We start from the raw sequence: 19,333 nt of genomic DNA, 5'->3' as shown, positions 1-19,333 counted from the left end.
TGGCCACGTGACTGAATATTTCACCGAAGAGAGATCCGTGGAAGCCGTCAACTCGCGGATGGGGCAGGGCGTTGATCCGCGCCTTGCCGAAGTCATGGAGTCGCTCGTCAAGCACCTGCATGCCTTTGCCAAGGATATCAGCCTGACCCAGGAGGAATGGGAGCTGGCAATACACTTCCTGACCCGTACCGGCCATCTCTGTCATGATGAGCGACAGGAGTTCATCCTGCTCAGCGATACGTTGGGTTTGTCGATGTTGGTGGATGCGATCAACAATCGGCATCCGCCAGGCGCCACGGAAAATACGGTGTTTGGACCATTCCATGTCGAAGGGGCGCCCGTACGGCAGATGGGTGAAAAGATCTCGCTCGACGGCAAGGGCGAGAGTTGTCTCTTCATCGGCCGGGTGCTGGATCTTGACGGCAATCCGATCGAGGGAGCCCGGATCGATGTATGGTCGGATAATTCCGATGGCTTCTACGACGTCCAGCAGCCGGATATCCAGCCGAAGTGGAACAACCGTGGCATTTTCGTCACCGGCGCAGATGGCGTCTATAGCTTCGTTGGCATAAAGCCGGTTTCCTATCCGATCCCGGATGACGGCCCGGTCGGCCAGATGTTGGCGTCCCTCGGCCGCCATCCCTACCGTCCAGCCCATACCCATTACCTGATTACGGCTTCAGGTTATCAGAAGCTCGTCACCCACACGTTTGTCGGCGACGATCCTTATCTGGAATCCGATACGGTGTTTGGCGTTAAAAACAGCCTGGTCGCGCCTTTCGAGCGTGTCGATCACCCGACGGTCTGGCGCTCCGATTTCGACTTCGTGCTGACGCCGGTGGAGAATAGACAATGATCGTCGCCCGCTACGCGGTATCCGACCCCTGCAAGGCTGCCGAACGCTCGCGATTGCTCGATGAGCACAAGGCCTATCTGCATGGCGCGCCGATCCGCATCCTGCTGTCCGGACCTTCTGCACCGCCGTCGGAGGGCAAGGGTTCCACCGCAATCGTGATCGCGCAAGTCGAAACGCTCGCCGAGTTCGAGGCGTTCAGCGCAGGAGACCCCTTCGTCCGCTCCGGCATTTACGCGAGCGTCGATATATTCGAATGGCGGCCCAGTTTTGGGCTTCTTCTCGAGAACCTCTGATCGGCGCTTTGACCTTAGAGCAAGGATGATTTTAGCTCATATCGAAGACGGCGGCGTTGTCCTGAACCTCGCGCAGCCCCTTGTAGGAGGCATGGCGGAGATTGCCGTCATCCGTCCAGCCGCGAAACTCGATCTCGGCGATCAGCGTCGGCTGCACGAGGACAAGACGCTTGCCCTTCAGGGGAACGGCAGGCCGGCTCGTCTTCAACCGGTCCAACATCTTTTTCAGGTATTCAGCATCTCTGGCACCGAAACCGGTTCCGACCGACCCAACGTAAATCCAGTCGAGCCCTTGTCTGCCGGCCAGCAGCAGCCTGCCGATGCCGCCGCGGGCGGATGCCGACTGCTCATAACCGACGATCATGAAGCTCTCGCTCTGGACGCATTTGATCTTCAGCCAATCGCCCGTGCGACCGCTGCGGTAGGGCCGGTCGCGGTGCTTGGCAATGATGCCTTCCAGATGACGATGGCAGGCGTGCTCGAGGAGGTCTTCGGCCGGCAGCTCTATCTCTTCGGAGATGCGGATCGTCTGATCATCGCCTTCCGGTATCAGGTCTTCAAGCAGGTGCCGGCGTACGTCAAGCTCGGTGCCGGTCAGATCGTGTCCATCGAGATAGAGAAGGTCGAAGGCAACGAGGATTGACTCGGTCGACACCCGCTTGCCGCCCCGCCCGCCGAGAGAACGTTGCAGGGCGCCAAAATCCGATCGGCCGTGATCATCGAGTACAACGGCCTCGCCATCGAGAATGGCGGTCGTCACCCCAAGCTCTTTTGCTGCCGCAGCGATGGCGGGGAAGCGATGGGTCCAGTCATGGCCGCCGCGAGTAATGACTCGCACGCCCTTCGGTTCAATATGGATTGCCAATCGATAGCCATCCAATTTCACCTCATAGAGCCAATCCGGCCCCACGGGCACAGTCGGCTTCAGCAGTGCGAGGCACGGCTCAATGCGCGACGGCATTGGATCGAAGGGCAGACTGGGCTGGTCAGGATCGCGCTTGCGGATCGGACGAGACTGCAGCGTTGAGTGAGATTCGTCGAGCAAGGGCAGAATTGGGCGGCGCGGGCGCGTCATGATCAGGTCTAGCGCCTCCCCGGGCGGTTTTCCGCTTCGACCGACTTGCGCAGGGCATCCATGATGTTGATGACATTGCTTGGTGCCGGCTCTTGTTTTTCCTTGGACTTGGACGTTGTCCTGCTCGGCTTTTTCATCTGCTTCTTCTTCGCGTCGATGATGTCGAGGAGTTTGTCCTGAACCGGATCGGAAACCATCTTCGGGCTCCAGTGCTGCGTCTGCTTTTTGATGAGCTGCTGGACAAGCGGCATCATTTCGCTGTCGGCAGGCTGGTCATCGACTCTCTCGAAATAGGTCTCTGCATCGCGCACCTCATCCCCATAACGCAGCGTCCAAAGTACGATGCCCATGCCGCGTGGCTCCAACATGACGGCGCGTTCCCGTCTCGAGATCACCAGTCTCGATATGCCGACCATATTCTCGGCGGCCATGGCGTCGCGAATGACTGAAAACGCCTCCTGGCCGACCGGATCGTCCGGAGAAAGATAGTAGGGCGTATCGAGCCAAATCCAGTCGACGCCGTCGCGCGGTGCGAAAACTTCGATGTCGATTGTTTTGGTACTGTCGAGCGCGATACTTTCGAGTTCCTCGTCTTCCAGAATGATATACTCGTTCTCGCCGCGTTGATAACCCTTGACCTCGTCCTCATCCTTCACCTCCTTGCCGGTGACGGAATCCACATAATGGCTGACGACGCGGTTCTGCGTCTCTCGGTTCAAGGTGTGGAAGCGGACCTTCTCGTTTTCCGAGGTCGCGGGCATCATCTGCACGGGGCAGGTGACAAGCGAGAGCTTGAGATAGCCTTTCCAGTGGGGACGAAGGGCCATTGCATCCTCCGATCAGCTGGCGCGGCGGTGTTGAGCGGCGCCGGTGCCACGCGACTTCGCCGATGTAGCACGCGCTGCCTTCTGGCGCGCTTTTCCGGCATTTGCGTTAGCTGCGGTGCGCTTGTTCTTGGCGGGCGCGGGCACTCCGGCACTTTCACGCAGCGCCTGAAGCAAGTCGCTCGGCTTTGATGCGGGAGGCGCCTTCTTCTTCGGCAGCGTACGGCCCTCTATCTTGGCCTTCACCAGCTCGGCGACGGCCTCCTCATAGCGATCATCGAACTGCTTCGGATCAAATTCACCTTTCTTCGTATTGATGATGTGCTTGGCAAGTTCCAGCATCTCGCCTTCGATCTTCAGGTCCGGCATTTCCTCGAAAGCCTTCTGCGACGAACGGACCTCATAGTCATAGTTCAAGGTGGAGCCGACCAAACCGTTGCCGTGCGGCCGAATGAGAACGGTACGCAGACGCCGGAACAAGACCGTACGAGCAATTGCAGCAACCTTGGCCTTTTTCATGCCGTCGCGCAGCAGCTTATAGGCGTCTCCGCCTAATTTGTCGGGAGCAAGGTAGTAGGGCTTGTCGAAATAGACATCATCCACTTCATCGCAGGGAATGAACGCCTCGACGGTAAGTGTCTTATCGCTGTTCGGAATCGCGGCCGCGACTTCGTCGGGTTCAAGGACGACATATCGCCCGTCCTCGATCTCGAAACCTTTGACCTGATCCTCGCGCTCGACGGGATCGCCGGTTTCGCTGTCGACGAACTCACGCCGAACCCGATTGCCAGTCTTTCGGTTAAGGGTGTTGAACGCGATCCGTTCGGACGAGGATGCGGCCGTGTAGAGCGCGACGGGAAACGCAACTTCTCCAAACTTGATGTAGCCTTTCCAATTCGCCCGCGGGGCAACCATCTGCGCGACTCCCTCACACAACCAACGCGAGTCAACTCAATCACCCGGCTGATTGTTCCGCCGCGAAACGAATCTAATTTCAATGACTTAACGTACGACAGCCTCCCGTATTCCGAGTCCGGAGATGTTCTTGATTCGATGCATCTTTTTGTCACGGCGTGCGTTTCAAGAAGACGGCAACCACAGGAATAGATGACATGACCAAGCGCGAACTGATCGATACCGGCACCGACAAACGCTATGTCCGCCGTAATAAGCAGGGACAGTTTAAGGAGAGTGATGACGTCGGTCGCTCGCTAGCTGCCGATCGCCGCCAAACGGCCAAGACGAAAGCAAAGGCCGGCGAGGGCGACCGAGGCGATTGCAACCTCAAACATTGACGAGATCGCCAACCGCATCGATCTCCCGCATCGGTCTCTTCGGCCAGACAGCCGATGCGGGTCGTCCTGCCGCCGACAAGCCGTTTCTTGGTCGCGGCAGGATCAGCGGGCGCTGTACTTTGCGTCGAGATCATCCATGGCCTTGACGTTACCGGCAGAGCGGCCGTTCTCGTCGAAGGTCTGGGCAAGAAATGCGTCAGCGATCGACTTTGCAAGCTCGGTTCCGATGACGCGGGCTCCCATGGTGATGATCTGCGCATTGTTGGAAAGTGCTGCACGCTCGGCAGAATAGGTGTCGTGCGTCAGGGCAGCACGGATGCCCGGAACCTTGTTGGCCGAGATGCAGACGCCGATGCCGGTGCCGCAAACGAGGATCGCCTTGTCGTAGGTGCCGTCGATGACGCCTGAGGCAACGCGATCCGAGAGGTTGGCATAGAAAGGATCAGCGCCGGCGCTGGTACGCGAGACTTCGTAGACGTCGAAGCGGTCCTTCAGATGGTCGGCCAGAACCTTGGCGAGGCCTTCGCCGGCGCTGTCTCCTGCAATGGCAAGTTTCATTGTCTTTCTCCTCAGAGTTTGGCGGCACATCTGGCCAGGATGTCGAGGTAACCTTCGACATTCCAGGCCGAACGGCCAATGAAGAGCCCGTCGATATGCGGGCTCGAGATCAGTTCTTCGCAGTTCTGCGGGTTGACCGACCCCCCATAAAGGCAGGGGATCTTCCGGCCCAGCACAGTTTCGGCGACGGCTATGATTTCAGACTGGCGTGCATCCGCATATTCCGCGGTCGCCGGGATGCCCTTCTCGCCGATCGCCCAGACCGGCTCGTAGGCGAGCAGGATTTCGGCGCTTTTCTGGGCGCCGGAAAGTTTCGAAAGCGCCCCGCGCACCTGGATCGCGAGGATATCGGCGGCCTTTCCGCTTTCGCGGTCGGAAAGCGTCTCGCCAATGCAGATCAGCGGAATTAGGCAGTGGCGAACGGCTGCTTCGGTCTTCAGACCCACTGTCTCGTCGGTCTCTGCAAAATGTTCGCGCCGTTCGGAATGACCGAGCTCGACGAGATCAAGATTGCAGTCCTTCAGCATCACCGGCGAGACTTCGCCGGTCCAGGCACCCTGATTGGCCCAATGCATGTTCTGGGCGCCGACCTTCACCGAGGTCTTGGCAAGCAGCGACTTGACCTCGCGCACCGCTGTGAAGGGCGGAATCACAAAGCGCTGGATACGCGGGTCACGCGCGGCATCGGCAGCTTCGAGGCCGCGGGCGAAATGCTCGGCTTCAGCAAGCGTCTTATTCATCTTCCAGCTGGTGCCAATCCAGAAGCGCGGCTTTTCGGTCATGTCGGATCCTGCGTTGATGCGATGGTGAGCGTAATGCCCGCCTGCTCGAATTCCTCGAGGACAGCGGCATTCGGTGCGCTGTCGGTGATAACAGCGTCGAAATCGGCCAGGTCCGCCATGACATGCAGGGCAGTGTGGCCGATGCGCTGATGGTTGACCAGAAGGCAGGTCCTGGTCGACGACGCGATCATCGCCCGTTTGGCGCGCACGACGTTATCGTCCATGTGATAGGCGAGCCCGCCGCTGACGGCGGGCGTCGAAATGAAGGCGATGTCGGCTCTCAGGCGCGACAGTGCCTCCTCGGTGACGACGCCGAGATAGGCGTTGAATTTGGCCGAGTAGATCCCGCCGAGCGCGATCAGCGTGATGCCGGTTTCGCCTTTCAGCCGCTCCATGATCGCCGCGTTGTTGGTGATCAAGGTCAACGGCCGCTTCTGCAGCAGCATTTCGCCGAGCACGGCCGCCATCGAGCCGTCGTTTACCATCACCGTCATACCCGGCTCGACCAGTTCCAGCGCGGTCTCGGCCATAGCCAGCTTGGCCTCGTTGCCCTGGCGTTCGCGAATGCGGAAGTCGCTTTCGAACTGCGTTCCGGCGTCAATGGTCGCGCCGCCGCGAACCTTGCGCAGGACGCCGGCCTGCTCGAGATCGTCGAGATCGCGATGGATCGTCATCTTTGACACGGTGAAGCGATCGGCAAGGTCGTCGAGATCGACGGTCTTGTTTTCGACGAGCAGGTTGACGATCAACTGCTGCCGCTCTTCCCGCCTCATCCCGATCTCCACCCTCGTTTGATGTTAAGATAACGGAGTATGCGTGATAATCAACATTTATTATGTTATTTTGCGATCAAATATTGTTGTGTTTCCGTAGCTACTTCAGCAGCGACTGCGCGGTTCGTTCGTCGGTGATCAGCCCGAAAAGGCGACGGCTATTCAGAATTGCCCGGATGGCCGCCACTTTCGACTGTCCGCCCGCCAGCGCCACGAGCCGCTCTTTCTTGGTTTTGGGAAAAGATGCAGAGAGCGTGCGCGCCGTCAGCGCGGTCTCGAGGATATGGCCGTCGGCGTCGAAAAAATGTCCGAGGATTTCGCCGACGCCGCCTGCGGCAGCAATGTCGTCGATTTCACCCGGTTCGACCATGCCGGACAAAACCAGCTGCGCCTCGGCATCGACAGTTCCCAGGCCGACGAGCTTGAGGTCGGCATTATTGGCAAGATCGAAGACCTCCTTGACGGCACGCTGCGCCTTCAGCACTTCGCGGTCCTCGCCGGTATTGGCAAAAAAGGGAACCGGCATGACATAGGCATGGGCGCCGGTCTTTTCGGCGATGCGATGCATCACGTCATAGGGATTGGCGCCGTAGTTTCGTGTCAGCCCGCCAAGCAACGAGACGAAGCGCAGGTTCTTCGCGCTCACCCTCGGCATATATTGCACGGCGGCGGAAAGCGTGCGGCCATGACCAAGGCCGATCACCGTATTGTCGCCGCGCTCGATCTCGCGCTTGAGATAGCCGGCGCCTGCATGGCCGAGTGCGCGCAGCGGCAAGCCTTCCTCGCCGAGATCGGGTGCGACCTCGCAATATTGAAGCCCGAACCGTTCCGAAAGCCGCATCTCCAGCTCGACGCATTCGACGATATCCCCGTCGATGGTAACTTTGACGACACCATCGGCGACCGCTCTGGCGATCAGTCGATGGGCCTTTACCGACGGCACGCCGAGGCGGCGCGCAACGTCGGACTGCGTCAGGCCACCGGCATAGTGAAGCCAGGCAGCACGCACGGCAAGCGTATCATCGGCGTCCGTCATCACGGCTCCTTTTCGAAGGTCATGCGGCGATTCCGCCGTATCGCAGTGCTGCCTTTTAAAGATCTCCGCCTCAGATGTTCAAGTCGGCGATGCCGGTGTCGATATGCGGCGCCCAGAAGGCGACGCTTTCGGCAATCTGCGGGATGACCTGGCGATCGTTCGGCTCGCGTTCCTTGAAGGAGAGTTCCAGGCAGATTTCATTGTCCTTCGCCCCACCTTCGGCCAGCGCCTGGAGCAGAGGTGCCGGCTGGATGCGGCCCTTGGCGTTAAATTCGGCGGTAAAGGGCCGGTGCCCGCCCTTGTCCATCAGGCTCTGTTTAATGTGGATGATCGGCGATATCGGCGGGACGGCACGCGCCCAGGCATAGGGGTCGTAGTCGTCGGGATTGGCGGAGGTTATGTCGCCATGATCGATATCCGCCATCATCCACATCGGGATGGCCATTCCGGCCGATGTCAGCCGCTCCTGCAGCGACAGGCAGGCGCCGATCGTCTCGCCGAACTCGCGGCCGATGCTCATCGGTTCCCAGAACATGTAGGAGAGGCCTGCGGCACGCGCGTGCTCGGCGACATCGGCCCAACAATCGATGGCAATCTTGATCAGTTCCTCGCGTCTGGCCGGATCGTCGAAGTCCTTGTATGTGAAGATCGCAAATTGCGTTCCGACCGAGTGGCCGCCGAGATCGGCGGTGATGTCGGCAAAGGTCTTGAACCAGTCGAGGTAGTAGCGGCGCACATCGGCATCCGGATGTCCAAAATGGTTGAGGCGCCCATAGGGGCCTGTCATGCCCGAGGTGACCCGTACGCCGGTGCGTTTCAGCGCAGCGCTCATCGTGCGCGTCAGGCGGCGGATGACGGGTGCCTGCCAGCTCGGATTGATGAACTCGTGGGTCAGTTGAATGTCGCGGATCCGCAGGTCGCGCGCAACCGTGTCGATCAGATCGTCTGGGTCGGCGAAGCGGTTCACCAGCGGATTGGTATTGAGCGAAAGGGTCAGCGGCATGGCGGCATCCTTCAGGCGGCGGCAAGGCGGGTGGAAGCAAACCACTCGCCAAAGGCCGCGCGTTCCGCTTCGTTCAGATGGAGGTAGTGTTTGGTGCGGCGATAGAGGATGTCGTCCGCCGTTTCGGCCCATTCCGTTGCGACGAGATAGCGGGCCTCGGCCTCATAGAGCTGTCCGCCGAAATGCCGCCCGAGCCCTTCCATGCTTGTCGCGCCGGCAACCACGTTCCTGGCGCGAGCGCCGTAGAGACGGCCGTAGTGATGCACGAGTTTGCGCGGCATCCAGGGATAGATATCGCGCAGGCTGTTGGCGAAGCTCTCGTAGTCGGCATTCGGAATTTCGCCGCCGGGCAGTGGCGCTTTCTCAGTCCAGTCGCCTCCCATATTCGGGAAAATATGCTTGAGACGCTGCATGCCGCGTTCGGCGAGCTCGCGGAACGTCGTGATCTTGCCGCCGAAGACGTTGAGCAGCGGAGCGCCGCCTGTCTCGTCGAGATCGAAGACATAGTCGCGGGTAACAGCGGACGGATTGCCCTTACCATCGTCAAACAGCGGGCGCACGCCGGAGAAGCTGTGCAGCACATCGTGGCGACGCAGCTTTTCCTTGAAGTAGCGATTGACCGCCTGGAGTAGATACTCGATCTCCGTCTCGTCGGCGGCGACATCCTCGGCCCGGCCTTCGTAAGCGATATCGGTCGTCCCGATCAGCGCCTTGTCACCCTCGTAGGGATTGATGAAAATGACGCGTTTGTCGTGGTTCTGGACCAGATAGGCATTGGCGCCCGGCCAGAACTTCGGCACGATGATGTGGCTGCCCTTGACGAGCCGGACGTTGCGGCCGGAGTTCGATCCGGCGACGCGATTGATGATGTCCATCACCCAGGGGCCGGCGCAGTTCACCAGACATTTGGCACGGAAGGTTCGCGTCTCTCCCGTGGCGTTGCTTTTCGTGACCACAGTCCAACCGCCGTTCTCGCGACGGGCCGAAACGGCCGGCGAGCGGATCAGCACCAGAGCGCCGTTTTCCGCTGCGCTCACCGCATTCAAGGTCACGAGGCGGGCGTCGTCGACCCAGCAATCGGAATATTCAAAGCCGCGTGTGAATTGATCGAGGATCGGCGTGCCCTCGGGGTCGCGGAGCAGGTTGAGCGTGCGGGTCCCGGGCAGCTTCTTGCGGCCGCCGAGATGATCATAGAGGAAGAGGCCGAGCCGCACGAGCCATGCGGGGCGATCCTCTGGGCTGTGCGGCAGGACAAAGCGCATCGGCCAGATGATATGGGGCGCGGCATTGAGCAGCACTTCACGCTCGATCAGCGCCTCACGCACCAAGCGGAATTCGTAATATTCGAGGTAACGCAGACCGCCATGCACCAGCTTGCCCGAGCGAGACGAGGTTCCCTGTGCCAGATCGTCCTTTTCGCACAGCACGACCTTCAGGCCGCGACCAGCGGCATCGCGTGCTATCCCCGCACCGTTGATGCCTCCGCCGATGACGAAGAGATCCAGGAGTTCGGGTTCGGTCATGTCATGCTCCTTCAATGCCTGCTGCATCAGAATTACGCGCCCAGCGGCGACGTCGTTGCGGCTTCGGCAAGCTTGTCCCAGGCGGGCGCCATTGCCTGGCGTACATCGGTGTAGGCAGAAAAAAGCCGGTCGAACCTGTGGGCCTCGCTGGCATCCGGTATCTCCGGATCGCCGAGCAGCGGCGTCACCCAGTCGGCAATGCAATCGTCCATGCTGGAATAGACGCCGACAGCCACCGCGGCCATCATCGCCACGCCGGCCGCCCCGGTCTCCTCGCGGCGCGACTGGCGGATCGGTGCGTTGACGGCGGCCGAAAGTGAGCGGCGAAGGGCGACGGAGCGTGTTGCCCCGCCGGTGACCCGCAGCTCTTCGGGCATCGCGCCCATCGCCGCGTAGCAGTCGCGGGTGGCAAGCCCCAACCCTTCGACCACGCTGCGCAGCAGGTCGGGGAAGCCGTGACGCATCGAAAGCCCGGTGAAGCCCGCGCGCGCATTGGCGTTGACGAAAGGCCCACGTTCGCCCGCTTCGGAAATGTAGGGATGGTAAAGCACCGACCCCGGCCGGCTTTCTGCAAACCAGCCGTCGATGCGCGCAATGAGGTCTGCATGCGAAGCAGGCTTTCCTGCCTCGGCCATCAGATAGGCGGCGACGTCGAGGATCCAGTCGACGTTGATCGTGGCGCCCATATTCGTCTGGACCTGGGTGACGATGCCGGGGATAGGCAGGGCGATCACATAGCCGGTCCCTTCACGATTGAGCTGAACATCGGCAACGGACTTGGCGCGCAAGTGCACGCCGGTCGAGCCGATCGTCGAGCAGGCGGCGTTGTGAGCGCCGCTGCGCACGCCTGCACCAAGCGCCGTCATCACCATGTCGACATAGCCGAGGCAGACCGGCGTTCCGGCAAGAAGCCCACAGGCCTTCGCCGCCTGCGATGTCAGTGGGTGGCTGATCTCGCTGCCGTCGATGATTTCGGGCAGGAGCCTGCGTCTATGGTCAAGGCCGAGCGCGTCGATCACGACTGCATCATACTGGCGCGTTCTGAAATTGCCGAAGGTGAAACTCGCCTCCGATGGATCGGTTGCCCGCACGCCTGTGAGGTTGAGATAGAGCCAGTCCTTGCAGTGCAGCGCCGTCTCCGCCCGATCGAGAAGATCCGGCGTGAAGCGGTCCATATGGGCAAGTTGCGCGCCCTGCTGGCAAGTGTTGAGCCCGGTGCCTGTTGCCTCGAAGCGGGCACGGTTCTGCGTTCCGCCGGCGAGCGACGTCACTGTCGGCGCGGCGCGCGCATCGAGCCACAGCCAGGCGTCGGCGACCGGCCGATTGCCGCGGCCGACGAGCCAGGTTCCGTCGCCCTGTCCGGTGACGGCGATAGCTGCGGTGCGGGATGCAAGATCAGGGACTTTTTCGCCGAGGCCACGCAACGCGCTGGCGCAATCGAGCCAGGTCTGATCCAGCGACTGCGTTGCCGAGCCATCGTCTCCGGTGGCGTATCTATTGCGCACGGAGGCAGTGGCGATCTGGCGGCCGGACAGATCGAAGGCGACAGCCTTGATGACCGAGGTGCCGGCATCTATCCCAATGATAATCTTCTCGGTCGATGTCATTGCAGGCCTATCTCGCCACCACCGCAAGCGCCGCGGCGGGCCATACGCGCATCAAATTCATCTGAAATCCTCCCGATCCCTAACTCTCTGCGATGATGCATGCGGCTGCCAACTTCGGTTCTTTCACGAGCAACGGCAAGCGCGGCCACTTCGGCAAATCCCAGGATCGGCGCGCCGCAGAAACCTTCCTAAGCTCGCTCGAAAAGATAACATAAAGATACCATAATGCTAGTAAGATTTTTCTAGCGGTGTAATTTTTTTCATCTAAAATAGAGGAGTAGGGAGTTTGCTTCCCCGCCGCCGCGCTATCGGCAGGTGGCGTCAAAAGCGGCAGAGCGCGCAATGCTGCAGCTGTGAGATAATAGTTAAAAACATTGTGGATGGCGAAATTATGCGGCTGAATGACAGATGTGAAAGTGTCTGCATTTGCCGCCGCTTTTTGCTGCACCGCAGCGTGATGAACAAGATGTGAGGTCGTGCATTTCAGTCAAGTTGCCACGAAAGTGCCGTTGACAGCTTATAAAATATATAACATCATCTACGGCATAAATAACATACTTCTATCACGGAAGTCCCTTCCTGATGGAGAATTGCAGGCCAAGGCGGTTGGAGGAGACAATCGCCGGTCTTGTTGAGGAGACTTCCGATGCGAATTTTCGTCCAGAGTTGCGCTCTTGCGGGCGGCCCGCCGGCTTCCGTTCCAGTGCGACGCAGTGCTTCAGCCCGTCTGCGGTCATCATCGCGCTAGCCTTCTTCACCTCGCTATTCCAAGCCCAAAGGCCGAACGGACATGAGTACATCGCCCGATTATCCAGCATCAAAGCCGAGCAGCAGCAATCGCACGCTCCTTGTCAGCGCGGCGTTGACGGCCATCGTCGTTGCAGCGATCGCGTTCGATACGACGGTCGTCAGGATCGGCTCCGAAAACGATGTCCGCCAGCAGGCATTCTCTCCGGAAACCTTCGGCGCCGAGCAGTTCCCGAAGATCAAGGCGAATGTCGAGGAGCGGGCCGTTGCCGCCGCCGATCTCGCGGCCGCCATTGCCGCCGACAAGAAGGCGGCGGCCGAGAAATACGGTACCGCGACGAGCACCGGACCGGTCATCCCCGTCACGCTGACCGGCGTTTTCGGCGCCCGCAAGTCGAACACCAACGAAATGAAGATCGATGGGTTGCCTCCCGAGACGGTGGTCCGTGTCCAGACCGGCCCTGCGGTCAACGGCACGGACCTCCGCGATGCAACCGGCACCATCGAATTCGGCCAGTTTACCAACCAGATCCAGTATCAGGATGCCGGCTCGGCCATCAATAACGAGATGAAGAAGGCGGTTTTCGCGGGCCTGGATGCTGACGCCCTGGACGGAAAGCAGGCGACCGTGGTCGGCGTCTTCAAGCTCATCAACCCGAAGAACTGGCTCGTCACGCCGGTAAAGGTCGAGCTCAAATGAACCAGCCGCAACGCAGCAACGGGGCGAAAGGCGAGGTGGTCCTCGCTGCCCGCAACATAGCAAAATCCTACGGCAGCGTTCACGCCCTCAAGGGAGTGAACTTCGACATCCATCGCGGCCAGGTCACAACGCTGTTCGGGGAGAACGGCGCGGGCAAGTCGACCCTGATGAAGATCCTTTCGGGTGTGGCGCAGCCAAGCTCCGGCGAGATCATTCTCGACGGCTCACCGATCAGCTTTACCTCGTCGACCCATGCGCGCGAGTGCGGGATCTCCATCATCCATCAGGAGCTCAGCCTGGCCCCCAATCTCAGTGTCCGCGACAATATTTTCATGGGCCGCGAGATCATCAAGGGCGGTGTCGTCGATTTCGCTGAAGAGGAGCGTCAGACCCGGGCGCTGATGGAAGAGCTCGAGGAAGACATCGATCCGCTGACGCGGGTCGAGGATCTTCGCCTCGGCCAGCAGCAGATTGTCGAAATTGCCCGGGCACTCTCCGTCAATTCGCGCATCCTGATCATGGACGAGCCGACCTCGGCGCTGAGCGCGACGGAGGTGGAAGTGCTCTTCAAGGTCATCCACGACCTGACGAGCCGTGGCGTGTCGATCGTCTACATCTCGCATCATCTGGAAGAGGCGCTGCAGATCACCCATCACGCCGTCGTTCTGCGCGACGGAAACATGACGGCCTATGCCGAGCGCAAGGACATCGATCTCGAATGGATCGTCCGCAACATGGTCGGCGAGAATTTCGACCTTGGCAGCCCGCCGCAAGGTCACCCGTTCGGAAACCTCTCGCTTTCCATCGAAAACCTCAGTGTCCCCGGCCCCTCCGGCGCTGCCTATAATGCAGTCGATCGTCTGTCGCTCAAGGTGCGTGCCGGCGAAATCGTCTGCATCTACGGGCTGATGGGCGCGGGGCGCACGGAACTGCTCGAGTGCATTGCCGGACGTCTGCGCGCAAGTGGCGGACAGGTTCTGCTCGAAGGACAGGACGTCAGCGGGCTCAGCATCGCCGGGCGCATTGCCAGCGGTCTCGTGCTCGTGCCCGAAGATCGCCAGCGCGACGGCCTCGTCCAGACGATGACGGTCGGCTCCAATCTGTCGCTTGCGAGTATCCGCGCCTTCACCAAAGGGCTTTTCACCTCCGGCCATCGGGAGCGCGATCTCGTCAATGACGCGATCCGGCGGGTGCATGTGAAAACCGATGGCGGTGCTGCGTCGATCGGCTCGCTCTCCGGCGGCAACCAGCAGAAGGTCGTCATCGGCAAGATGCTGGCAACCCAGCCAAAGGTCATCCTGCTTGATGAGCCAAGCCGCGGCATCGACATCGGCGCCAAGGCGGAAGTTTTCAAATTGCTCGCGGAGCGCGCCAAGCAGGGATTGGCGGTCATCTATTCGACGTCCGAAGTCAATGAATGCCTGAGTATCGCACACCGCATCATCGTCATGCACCGCGGCAGGATATCGGCCGAGTTCGGCTCGGATGTCACCAAGGAAAAGATCATGGCCGCCTCCGGCGAAGCCGTGATCGCGCACTAGCCTGGATTATGGAGCACTGATTATGTCAGTCACGAACGTCACCGAAAAGAAATCAGTTTCCAGCGGGCCGAAGCGCAATACCAATATCGTGCGTCTCATCCTGGAGGGCCGGGCCTTCTTCGCGCTGATCGTCATCATTGCGGTCTTCTCGTTCCTGTCGCCCTATTACTTCACGCTGAACAACTTCCTGATCATGGCGTCGCACGTCGCGATCTTCGGCATTCTGGCGATCGGCATGCTGCTCGTTATCCTCAATGGCGGTATCGATCTGTCGGTCGGCTCGACACTGGGGCTTGCAGGCTGCATCGCCGGTTTCCTGATGCACGGCGTCACGCTCACCTATTTCGGCGTCATCCTCTATCCGCCGGTCTGGGCCGTCGTCGTCATCACATGTGCGCTCGGTGCGCTGGTCGGTGCGGTCAACGGCGTGCTGATCGCCTATCTCAAGGTGCCGGCCTTCGTCGCCTCGCTCGGCGTGCTCTACGTCGCCCGCGGTATCGCGCTCTTGATGACCAACGGCCTGACCTACAACAATCTCGGTGGCCGTCCGGAACTCGGCAATACCGGTTTCGACTGGCTCGGCTTCAACCGGCTCGCAGGCATTCCGATCGGTGTCATCGTGCTTGCGGTTCTCGCCATCATTTGCGGCATCGTGCTGAGCCGCACCGCCTTCGGCCGCTGGCTCTATGCCTCAGGCGGTAACGAGCGAGCCGCCGACCTCTCCGGTGTCCCGGTCAAGCGTGTGAAGATCATCGTCTATGTGCTTTCGGGCGTCTGTGCTGCGATCGCCGGTCTGGTCCTCTCCTCGCAGCTGACTTCAGCCGGTCCGACGGCAGGCACAACCTACGAACTGACGGCAATCGCAGCCGTGGTCATCGGCGGCGCGGCGCTGACCGGCGGCCGCGGTACGGTTCGCGGCACCATGCTCGGCGCCTTCGTCATCGGCTTCCTTTCGGACGGCCTCGTGATCATCGGCGTCTCGGCCTACTGGCAGACCGTGTTCACCGGCGCTGTGATCGTTCTCGCCGTCCTCATGAACAGCATCCAATACGGCCGCCGGGTCAAATCGTCCTGACGGCTAAGACCGAAACTTATCCACGACGGCAGATTGGAATCCACGAAGCCGATTGCGGAAAGCCCTGCCGGATCCCCGGCAATAACTAAGCTCACGAATGGGAGAGAGACTATGTTTAAGAAAGGCATGCGCATACTTCTGGCCGCCGCGGCTGTAGCACCGCTTCTAGCAAGCTCCGCCTGGGCAGCGGGCATGATGACGATCATCGTCAACGATCCGTCGAATCCCTATTGGTTGACGGAAGGCAATGTCGCCAAGGCTACTGCCGAGAAGCTCGGCTACACCGCCTCGGTCAATGCCCACAAGGGTGACACCAACACCGAAAGCAACCTGATCGATACCGCGATCACCAACAAGTCGGTGGCGATCATCCTCGACCCGGCAAACGCCGACGGTTCCGTCGGTGCGGTCAAGAAGGCCGTTGCTGCCGGCATCCCGGTCATCCTCGTCAACGCCGAAATCAACCAGGAAGGCCTGGCCAAGGCGCAGCTTGTTTCCAACAACGCACAGGGCGCCGCTCTCGGCGCGCAGCAATGGGTCGAAGCGATCGGCGACAAGGGCAACTATGCCGAACTCTTCGGCGCTCCGTCCGACAACAACGCGGCGACGCGGTCGAATGGCTACGAGACTGTCCTTTCGCAGTATCCGGATCTGAAAAAGGTCGCCAAGGAAGTTGCCAACTGGGACCGTACCCAGGGCCACAACAAGATGCAGTCCATGCTGCAAGCCAACCCGGATATCGTCGGCGTCATCTCTGGCAATGACGAAATGGCGCTCGGTGCGATCGCCGCGCTCAAGGAAGCCGGCAAGCTCGCCAATGTGAAGGTCGGCGGCTTCGACGGTTCGCCGGATGCCGTTGCTGCCATCAAGGCGGGCGAACTCCAATACACCGTTCTCCAACCGGTTGCCGTCTTCTCCGAAGAAGCCGTCAAGCAGGCCGACAATCTCATCAAGACGGGTAACACCGGCGCCAAGAGCGAGAAGCAGCTCTTCGATTGCCTGTTGATCACCAAGGACAACATCGACAAGTACACTGGCCCGTTCGTTCTGGCTCAGTAAACAGAAGAGGGCGCTCGCAAGAGCGCCCTCACTTTCATGCTGGAAGCGATGGCCGGCGGTTCAATCACCGGTTGCTCTTCACGTTTTTGCCTTGGCGCGGCAATCACTGTACGAAGCTGGGATCCACAATTCAGCGACAGGGGTGACCCGTGACACAGAAGACCAGCCGGGACGACGATCTGTTGGACCAACTCACCAGCGACAGCCGGCAGACGCGCCAGATCGCGCGCCGCCGCATGATTGCAGAGGCCGTGATGGGTGAAGGCTCGATGCGGATTGAAGACCTGACCGACCGCTTTGGGATCAGCCTGATGACGGCTCATCGCGACGTCGATGAACTCGTCAGCCGCGGCCTCTTCAGGAAGACGCGCGGCATCGTCACGGCGGCGGCGACCAATCTCATCGAATCCAGCGACGTCTACCGCTCGAACCGTCAGTCGGCCGAAAAGAAGCTGATCGCCGAGGCGGCAATGCAATTCGTCGAACCGGGGCAGGCGATCTTTTTCGATGACTCGACCACGGTTCTTCAGATGGCGGCACATCTGCCGTCGAAGGCGCCGGTCACCGCAATCACCAATTCCCTGACGCTGATGAATGCGCTGACGGGCCTGCACGACGTGACGCTGCTCGCCCTCGGCGGCCAGTATTACAATTGGTGCAATGCCTTCATGGGTCGCATGACCATCAACGAGATCAAGGCTCTCAGGGCCGATGTCGCGTTCATCTCGATGTCGGCGATCAGCGATGGCACGGTGCTGCACCAGTCTCCTGAAACAGTCGATACCAAGCGCGCCATGTTCGACTGTTCCGTAAAACGCATCCTGCTTGCCGATCATACCAAGTTCGAACGGCGTGCGCTCCACAGTTTCGCAGCACTGGATGAATTCGACGTCGTCATCGTCGACGACAAGACCCAGCCGGTGCACATCGACCGCATGCGGTCCAGAGATATCAACGTGGTCATCGCCAAGGGCGCCGGAGGGCGCTCCTGACGGCGCCGGCCCGTTGCTCCTCGTGAGGTAAATCTGAATGCCGACACTGCTCGGGATTGATAGTGGTTTGACAGTCACCAAGGCAGTCATCTTCGATATCGACGGCACGCCGCTTGCAGTCGCCCGACGTCGCGTCACGCAGTTCATTCGGAAGGCACGCCATATCGAGCGCGACATGGATGAATTGTGGAAGGCGACGGCCGATGCCATTCGCGAAGCGATTTCCCTCAGCGGACGACCGGCAAGCGACATAGAGGGCATTGCCGCTACCGCGCATGGAGACGGCATCTACCTGCTCGATCACGCCCGGAAGCCGCTTGGCCGGGCCATTCTCTCGCTGGACAGCCGGGCAGGGGCGATCGTCGACCGGTGGACGCAGAGCGATGTCGCCGACCTGGCGATCGAACTGACGGGACAGATCCCGCACGTCTCCGCGCCATCGGCATTGCTTGCCTGGATCCGCGAAATGGAGCCTGAACGCTATAAGCGCATCGGCCATTTCTGCAGCTGCAAGGACTGGCTGCGGTTCTGCCTGACCGGGATCATCGGTACGGACCGCACCGAAGCGAGCACCTCCTTCACCAATGTCAAAACGCAGAACTACAGCGAGGACGCCCTTCGGCTGTTTGGATTGCAGGATCTCGTCCACGCCCTGCCGCCGGCCTCGCGCTCCGACCAGATCGTCGGACGCGTGACCCGTGAAGCCGCGCAACTGACGGGCCTTGCCGAAGGGACGGCTGTCGTTGCCGGTCTGCACGACGTCACGGCCTCGGCGCTCGGGGCAGGGGGCTATGCCAAGGGCGTTGTCGCAGTCATTGCCGGAACCTATTCGATCAACGAAACGCTTTCGTCGGAACCGCGTGTCGACCGGCGCTGGTTCTGCCGTAACGGGATTGCACCCGGCATCTGGAACAGCATGTCGATCTCTCCGGCATCGACGGCCAATTACGACTGGTTTCTGGACACGCTCTGCGCTGCCGAACGGAAGAATGGCGAGGTGCAAGGCAAGTCGATCCACGCCCTACTGGCGCCCGAGATCGACGCCGCTTTCGAGCGCCCCTCGACGGCGCTCTTCCATCCCTATCTGTTCGGCTCGCCTTATGGCGCAGCAGCCAGCGCCGGCTTCTTCGGGCTCGGTGGATGGCACGACCGCGGCGATATGCTGCGCGCCGTGCTTGAGGGCATCGCTTTCAATCATCGCATCCATGTCGACGCGCTTCGCGACGGCTTTGCCTTCGATCAGGCGCGGCTCGCCGGTGGCGTCTCGCGCAATCCTGCCGTCGTGCAGATGTTTGCCGATGTGCTTGGCATGCCGGTCACGGTCACCGAGACCGATGAGGCGGCCGCCTGGGGTGCTGCGCTTTGTGCCGGCTCGGGCGCCGGTATCTTTGCCGATCCGCAGAGCGATCCGCGCGACACGGCCTCCATCGCGAAAACTTGCCGGCCGGATGCGGCGCGCAGCGCGGATTATGAAAAGCGTTACCGGGTATTCCGCGACATTGCCGACGCGATGATCCCCCTTTGGCCTAGGATTGCCGCGCTTGCGCCGGAGCAATCGGCAAACTGAAAAGACAAATGCCTGCAGCGGCGGGCG

General features: G+C 60.7%; 20 protein-coding genes. 9 read left to right on the top strand and 11 right to left on the bottom strand.

Features of this window, described 5'->3' with window-relative positions:
* Nucleotides 1–7: 7 nt before the first annotated feature.
* Together RWJ89_RS00195 and RWJ89_RS00190 are read left to right on the top strand one after the other, a co-directional pair.
* On the top strand, nucleotides 8–856 hold the full coding sequence (locus RWJ89_RS00195) for a dioxygenase family protein (RefSeq protein WP_077980705.1): 849 nt from the start codon (nucleotides 8–10) through the stop codon (nucleotides 854–856).
* Complete coding sequence (locus RWJ89_RS00190; protein WP_077980706.1) at nucleotides 853–1,149, top strand: YciI family protein; 297 nt, start codon at nucleotides 853–855, stop codon at nucleotides 1,147–1,149. The genes RWJ89_RS00195 and RWJ89_RS00190 overlap by 4 nt, the downstream gene beginning before the upstream one ends.
* A 31-nt stretch (nucleotides 1,150–1,180) precedes the next feature.
* Here RWJ89_RS00190 and ligD read toward each other — a convergent pair whose 3' ends face one another.
* Genes ligD through ku (RWJ89_RS00175) form a run of 3 tightly spaced genes read right to left on the bottom strand, consistent with a single transcriptional unit; the run spans nucleotide 1,181 to nucleotide 3,963 of the window.
* The gene (ligD, locus tag RWJ89_RS00185) at nucleotides 1,181–2,224 is read right to left on the bottom strand and encodes a non-homologous end-joining DNA ligase (protein ID WP_316030392.1); all 1,044 of its coding nucleotides are present in this window, start codon (nucleotides 2,222–2,224) and stop codon (nucleotides 1,181–1,183) included.
* Nucleotides 2,225–2,232: 8 nt separating this feature from the next.
* Nucleotides 2,233–3,051 carry a non-homologous end joining protein Ku gene (ku, locus tag RWJ89_RS00180; RefSeq protein WP_221983690.1) on the bottom strand — a complete coding sequence of 273 codons (819 nt, stop codon included), beginning with the start codon at nucleotides 3,049–3,051 and terminating at the stop codon, nucleotides 2,233–2,235.
* A 12-nt stretch (nucleotides 3,052–3,063) separates the two neighbouring features.
* Nucleotides 3,064–3,963 carry a non-homologous end joining protein Ku gene (gene ku, locus RWJ89_RS00175; RefSeq protein WP_077980709.1) on the bottom strand — a complete coding sequence of 300 codons (900 nt, stop codon included), beginning with the start codon at nucleotides 3,961–3,963 and terminating at the stop codon, nucleotides 3,064–3,066.
* Between the two features lie 197 nt (nucleotides 3,964–4,160).
* On the opposite strand from ku (RWJ89_RS00175), the gene RWJ89_RS00170 reads away from it, so the two are divergent.
* Entirely contained in the window at nucleotides 4,161–4,343 is a 183-nt protein-coding gene (locus tag RWJ89_RS00170) for a hypothetical protein (RefSeq protein WP_131641156.1), read from the top strand.
* Between the two features lie 102 nt (nucleotides 4,344–4,445).
* Here the strand turns inward: RWJ89_RS00170 and derI are convergent, their stop codons facing one another.
* The 8 genes from derI to RWJ89_RS00130 form a co-directional block, all read right to left on the bottom strand.
* Nucleotides 4,446–4,901: a D-erythrulose-4-phosphate isomerase gene (derI, locus tag RWJ89_RS00165; RefSeq protein ID WP_003562478.1), complete on the bottom strand. Its 456-nt coding sequence runs from the start codon at nucleotides 4,899–4,901 to the stop codon at nucleotides 4,446–4,448.
* A gap of 11 nt (nucleotides 4,902–4,912) precedes the next feature.
* Nucleotides 4,913–5,683, bottom strand: coding sequence for a triose-phosphate isomerase (locus RWJ89_RS00160; RefSeq protein ID WP_131641157.1), 771 nt, complete (start codon nucleotides 5,681–5,683; stop codon nucleotides 4,913–4,915).
* Nucleotides 5,680–6,456, bottom strand: a complete 777-nt coding sequence (locus tag RWJ89_RS00155; RefSeq protein WP_168259318.1) for a DeoR/GlpR family DNA-binding transcription regulator — start codon at nucleotides 6,454–6,456, stop codon at nucleotides 5,680–5,682. Before RWJ89_RS00155 ends, RWJ89_RS00160 begins: the two co-directional genes overlap by 4 nt.
* 100 nt (nucleotides 6,457–6,556) lie before the next feature.
* Nucleotides 6,557–7,492 carry a sugar-binding transcriptional regulator gene (locus tag RWJ89_RS00150; RefSeq protein WP_017956515.1) on the bottom strand — a complete coding sequence of 312 codons (936 nt, stop codon included), beginning with the start codon at nucleotides 7,490–7,492 and terminating at the stop codon, nucleotides 6,557–6,559.
* Nucleotides 7,493–7,562: 70 nt separating this feature from the next.
* Nucleotides 7,563–8,495, bottom strand: coding sequence for a sugar phosphate isomerase/epimerase family protein (locus tag RWJ89_RS00145; protein WP_077980713.1), 933 nt, complete (start codon nucleotides 8,493–8,495; stop codon nucleotides 7,563–7,565).
* Between the two features lie 11 nt (nucleotides 8,496–8,506).
* Entirely contained in the window at nucleotides 8,507–10,018 is a 1,512-nt protein-coding gene (locus RWJ89_RS00140) for a glycerol-3-phosphate dehydrogenase (RefSeq protein ID WP_316030391.1), read from the bottom strand.
* A 32-nt stretch (nucleotides 10,019–10,050) separates the two neighbouring features.
* Nucleotides 10,051–11,625: an FGGY-family carbohydrate kinase gene (locus RWJ89_RS00135; protein ID WP_245503825.1), complete on the bottom strand. Its 1,575-nt coding sequence runs from the start codon at nucleotides 11,623–11,625 to the stop codon at nucleotides 10,051–10,053.
* 79 nt (nucleotides 11,626–11,704) lie between these two features.
* Entirely contained in the window at nucleotides 11,705–12,073 is a 369-nt protein-coding gene (locus RWJ89_RS00130) for a hypothetical protein (protein ID WP_316030390.1), read from the bottom strand.
* A 342-nt stretch (nucleotides 12,074–12,415) separates the two neighbouring features.
* Between RWJ89_RS00130 and RWJ89_RS00125 the strand changes: the two genes are divergently transcribed.
* The 6 genes from RWJ89_RS00125 (at nucleotide 12,416) to RWJ89_RS00100 (ending at nucleotide 19,306) form a co-directional block, all read left to right on the top strand.
* Complete coding sequence (locus RWJ89_RS00125) at nucleotides 12,416–13,072, top strand: DUF2291 domain-containing protein (protein ID WP_077980716.1); 657 nt, start codon at nucleotides 12,416–12,418, stop codon at nucleotides 13,070–13,072.
* Nucleotides 13,069–14,613 carry a sugar ABC transporter ATP-binding protein gene (locus RWJ89_RS00120; RefSeq protein ID WP_131641162.1) on the top strand — a complete coding sequence of 515 codons (1,545 nt, stop codon included), beginning with the start codon at nucleotides 13,069–13,071 and terminating at the stop codon, nucleotides 14,611–14,613. The genes RWJ89_RS00125 and RWJ89_RS00120 overlap by 4 nt, the downstream gene beginning before the upstream one ends.
* 22 nt (nucleotides 14,614–14,635) lie before the next feature.
* On the top strand, nucleotides 14,636–15,688 hold the full coding sequence (locus RWJ89_RS00115) for an ABC transporter permease (RefSeq protein WP_003562489.1): 1,053 nt from the start codon (nucleotides 14,636–14,638) through the stop codon (nucleotides 15,686–15,688).
* 111 nt (nucleotides 15,689–15,799) lie between these two features.
* On the top strand, nucleotides 15,800–16,747 hold the full coding sequence (locus RWJ89_RS00110) for a D-ribose ABC transporter substrate-binding protein (protein ID WP_003550839.1): 948 nt from the start codon (nucleotides 15,800–15,802) through the stop codon (nucleotides 16,745–16,747).
* A 149-nt stretch (nucleotides 16,748–16,896) separates the two neighbouring features.
* Nucleotides 16,897–17,739, top strand: a complete 843-nt coding sequence (locus tag RWJ89_RS00105; RefSeq protein ID WP_062941572.1) for a DeoR/GlpR family DNA-binding transcription regulator — start codon at nucleotides 16,897–16,899, stop codon at nucleotides 17,737–17,739.
* Nucleotides 17,740–17,776: 37 nt separating this feature from the next.
* The gene (locus tag RWJ89_RS00100) at nucleotides 17,777–19,306 is read left to right on the top strand and encodes an FGGY-family carbohydrate kinase (protein WP_316030389.1); all 1,530 of its coding nucleotides are present in this window, start codon (nucleotides 17,777–17,779) and stop codon (nucleotides 19,304–19,306) included.
* Nucleotides 19,307–19,333: the final 27 nt, after the last annotated feature.

The sequence above is a fragment of the Rhizobium sp. 10PS4 genome (genome assembly GCF_032464805.1).
Taxonomy (GTDB): domain Bacteria; phylum Pseudomonadota; class Alphaproteobacteria; order Rhizobiales; family Rhizobiaceae; genus Rhizobium; species Rhizobium laguerreae.
Note: the sequence above shows the minus strand (reverse complement) of the source record. Positions and strands in the feature narration are given on the sequence as shown.